3 protein-coding genes are annotated in these 3451 nt (G+C 58.4%); 1 reads left to right on the forward strand and 2 read right to left on the reverse strand.

Going from position 1 to position 3451, the window contains the following annotated elements; translation table 11 throughout:
- The coding region (locus AAC035_RS19750; RefSeq protein WP_339806832.1) for an aconitase family protein at positions 1–500 on the forward strand (500 nt) is incomplete at its 5' end.
- Positions 501–629: 129 nt separating this feature from the next.
- Here AAC035_RS19750 and putP read toward each other — a convergent pair.
- A complete protein-coding gene (putP, locus tag AAC035_RS19755) occupies positions 630–2120 on the reverse strand; it encodes a sodium/proline symporter PutP (RefSeq protein WP_339806833.1) in 1491 nt (496 codons plus the stop codon).
- Between the two features lie 209 nt (positions 2121–2329).
- On the reverse strand, positions 2330–3451 hold a 1122-nt coding region (locus tag AAC035_RS19760; protein ID WP_339806834.1), incomplete at its 5' end, for an L-glutamate gamma-semialdehyde dehydrogenase.

Consider the following 3451-nt stretch of genomic DNA (forward strand, 5'->3'; position numbering starts at 1 on the left):
TGGCCGGCGACAAGGTGGACGAAGTGTTCATCGGTTCGTGCATGACCAACATCGGTCACTTCCGTGCCGCGGGTAAACTGCTGGCACAGAACAAGGAACCCCTGAAAACCCGTCTGTGGATGTCACCACCCACCAAGATGGACCAGGCTCAGCTGATGGAAGAAGGTTACTTCAACATCTACGGCACCGCCGGTGTTCGCACCGAAATGCCGGGCTGCTCCCTGTGCATGGGTAACCAGGCACGTGTGGCTGCCAAGAGCACCGTTCTGTCCACCTCCACCCGTAACTTCCCGAACCGTCTGGGCGATGGTGCCAACGTGTACCTGACCTCTGCGGAACTGGCAGCGGTGGGCGCGGTTCTGGGTAAACTGCCGACCCCGGCAGAGTACATGGAATACGCCAAGGACCTGAACAGCATGTCGAAAGAGATCTACAAGTATCTCAACTTCGACCAGATGTCCGAGTACTCGGACAAGGCGAAGGCAGCAGACGTCGCCTGACCTTTACGGCCCCGGTTCACCGGGCCGTAAACCTGAAACGCCAGCCTCCGGGCTGGCGTTTTTTTGTGCCGGACTGGACTCCGATCCAAAAAAAGGGCCCCCGAAGGAGCCCCTGTTGACGGGTTTCATTCAGCGGGTGATGTGCTGATACTCACCCGCATCGTTGGTGGCCAGACTGACCCCAATAATAGCGATCATGGCCAGGATGAATCCGGGAATAATCTCGTAGACACCCGGGCCACCCAGGAACTCACTGTTCCAGTCCAGGGAAATCCAGATCATCACGGTGGCCGCACCCACAACCATACCCGCGATGGCGCCGGCACCGTTGGTGCGAGACCACATCAGCGACAGGATGATCAATGGACCAAACGCCGCTCCAAAGCCTGCCCAGGCGTTACTGACCAGAGCCAGAACCTGAGAGTCAGGATCCGATGCAATAACAGCTGCAACCAGACCTACCAGCACCACGCAGACCCGGCCCACATTGACGCATTCCTTATCGGTTGCTTCCTTGCGCAGGAACAGACGATAGAAGTCCTCTGTCAGTGAAGACGACGACACCAGCAGCTGGCTGGAGATTGTACTCATGACCGCCGCCAGCAACGCTGCATACAGGAAACCGGTGATCAGCGGATGGAACAGCAGATCGGCAAGAATGATAAAGATGGTTTCCGGATCCTCCACATCCATACCGTTGCGAATGGCATAGGCGCGGCCGAAGACACCCAGAGAAATAGCGCCTATCAGGGAGACGGCCATCCAGCCCATACCGATATTACGGGCAATGGGAACTTCCTTGAGGGTTCGGATCGCCATGAAGCGAACGATGATGTGAGGCTGACCAAAATAACCCAGCCCCCAGGTCACCGCAGACAGCCAGCCGATAAGGGTCAGTCCCTCGGTCCAGGACAGCAGCGTCGGGTCGACAGAGTTCAGGGTCTCAGATGCCTGCGCAAAGCCGCCACCACCCTCGCCGAAGAGCACAACCGCCGGCATGATGATCAGCGCGAACATCATGATGCAGCCCTGTACAAAGTCCGTCATGCTCACCGCCAGGAAGCCACCGACCACCGTGTAGGCCAGTACGACGCCCAGGGTTATGACAATACCGACACCATAGTCACTCAGACCGGCGAAGTTGAAAATGCCGGAAAACGCACTTTCGAACAGCTTGCCGCCGGCCACCAGGCCAGATGCGGTATAGACCGCAAAGAAGATGACAATGACGATGGCTGAGACCGTACGCAGCGAGAGTGCCTGCGTCGGAAACCGGTTCGCCAGGAACGACGGAATGGTAATGGCGTTGCCATAATGCACCGTCTGTTCGCGGAGCCGGGGTGCCACCAGAGTCCAGTTAATGAAGGCACCCACAAACAGACCGATACCAATCCACGCTGACGCCAGGCCAGACACAAACAATGCCCCGGGAAGCCCCAGTAGCAGCCATCCGCTCATATCCGAGGCACCGGCCGACAGGGCCGCCACTTTCGGACTGAGGCCGCGTCCGCCCAGCATATAATCCTCAGACGACGACGTAGCTTTGCGCATGGCATAAATGCCGATGGCAATCATCACCGCAAAGTAGGCAAAGAGACTGATCCAAACACCAATAGCCATGAAACCCCTCCAGTTCATTAAGTCGGAATGGACTCCGACCGTCTGGCAAAACGCCCTCCCGATGACCGGTGTGGTCGCTGCCAATTATTGTTTTATATAACTTTTCTGGTTTAACGTTCTTCAGCTTTTACCGTTTTCACACCCAGGGATGACGCATCACAACCCACGGATTCTTCGACAACGCCTGGCGCTCCCGGCGCCAGGCGTCTTCAGCTCTCAAGCTTTTCAATACCCAGCGACAGCAAAGAGGCATTGCCACCCACCGCCGTGGTGTTGATGGTCCGGGTCCGCTCAGTGGCAAACCGCAACAGATAGTGAGGACCACCGGCCTTCGGGCCGGTGCCGGAAAGCCCGCGACCACCAAAGGGCTGCACGCCGACCACCGCACCGATCTGGTTGCGATTGATATAGGTATTGCCAACTTTTACCCGTTTTTCGATGTAGGCCGCCGTGGCTTCGCTGCGACTGTGAATGCCCAGGGTCAGGCCATAGCCGGCGCCATTGATTTCAGCAATCACCTGATCCAGCTTTTCGGCCTCGTAACGAACAATGTGCAGGATGGGGCCAAAGTGCTCCTTCTCCAGATCACCAATCTTGCCGATGCCATATGCCACCGGAGCCACGAAAAAGCCGTCTCGGCAGCTGTCCGGCAACGGTGTACTGGCAATAAAGCGTGCACCAGCCGCCTTCAGATCCTTCAGGTGCTCCTCGAGTCCGGTCCTGGCCTGGTCATCAATGACCGGACCCACATCCGTGCTGTGATGCGCAGGATCACCTACCGTCAGCTCCTGCATGGCCCCGGCCAGCAGGGTTTCCATGCGCTCGGCCACATCTTTCTGAATGTAGAGCACTCGCAGCGCGGAACAGCGCTGCCCGGCACTGGCGAAAGCGGAATGGATAACATCCCGGACCACCTGCTCCGGCAGTGCGCTGGAATCCACAATCATTGCGTTCTGGCCACCGGTTTCCGCAATAAACGGAACAATGGCGCCCTTGCGCTCGGCCAGCTGTTTGTTCAACAGATGCGCCACCTGGGTGGAGCCGGTAAAGACCACCCCGGAGATCCGCTCATCCGGCACCAGTGCCCCACCCAGCGTGGCTCCGTCACCGGGCAGGAACTGAACCACCTCTGCCGGGAAGCCGGCCTCCAGCATCAGTTCGTGGGCACGGCCTGCCACCAGGCTGGTCTGTTCCGCCGGTTTGGCAATCACCGTGTTGCCTGCCACCAACGCCGCCATGAGCTGTCCGGTGTAGATGGCCAGCGGGAAGTTCCAGGGGCTGATACACAGAAAAACGCCACGTCCCTCCAGATACAGCTCGTTGCTCTCGCC

Origin of the sequence: uncultured Marinobacter sp., from assembly GCF_963974375.1 — a bacterium.
Lineage (GTDB): Bacteria > Pseudomonadota > Gammaproteobacteria > Pseudomonadales > Oleiphilaceae > Marinobacter.

Excerpts from the sequence above, each read along its gene's own strand:
- putP (WP_339806833.1), bottom strand. The coding sequence starts at position 2,120 with ATGGCTATTGGTGTTTGGATCAGTCTCTTTGCCTACTTTGCGGTGATG.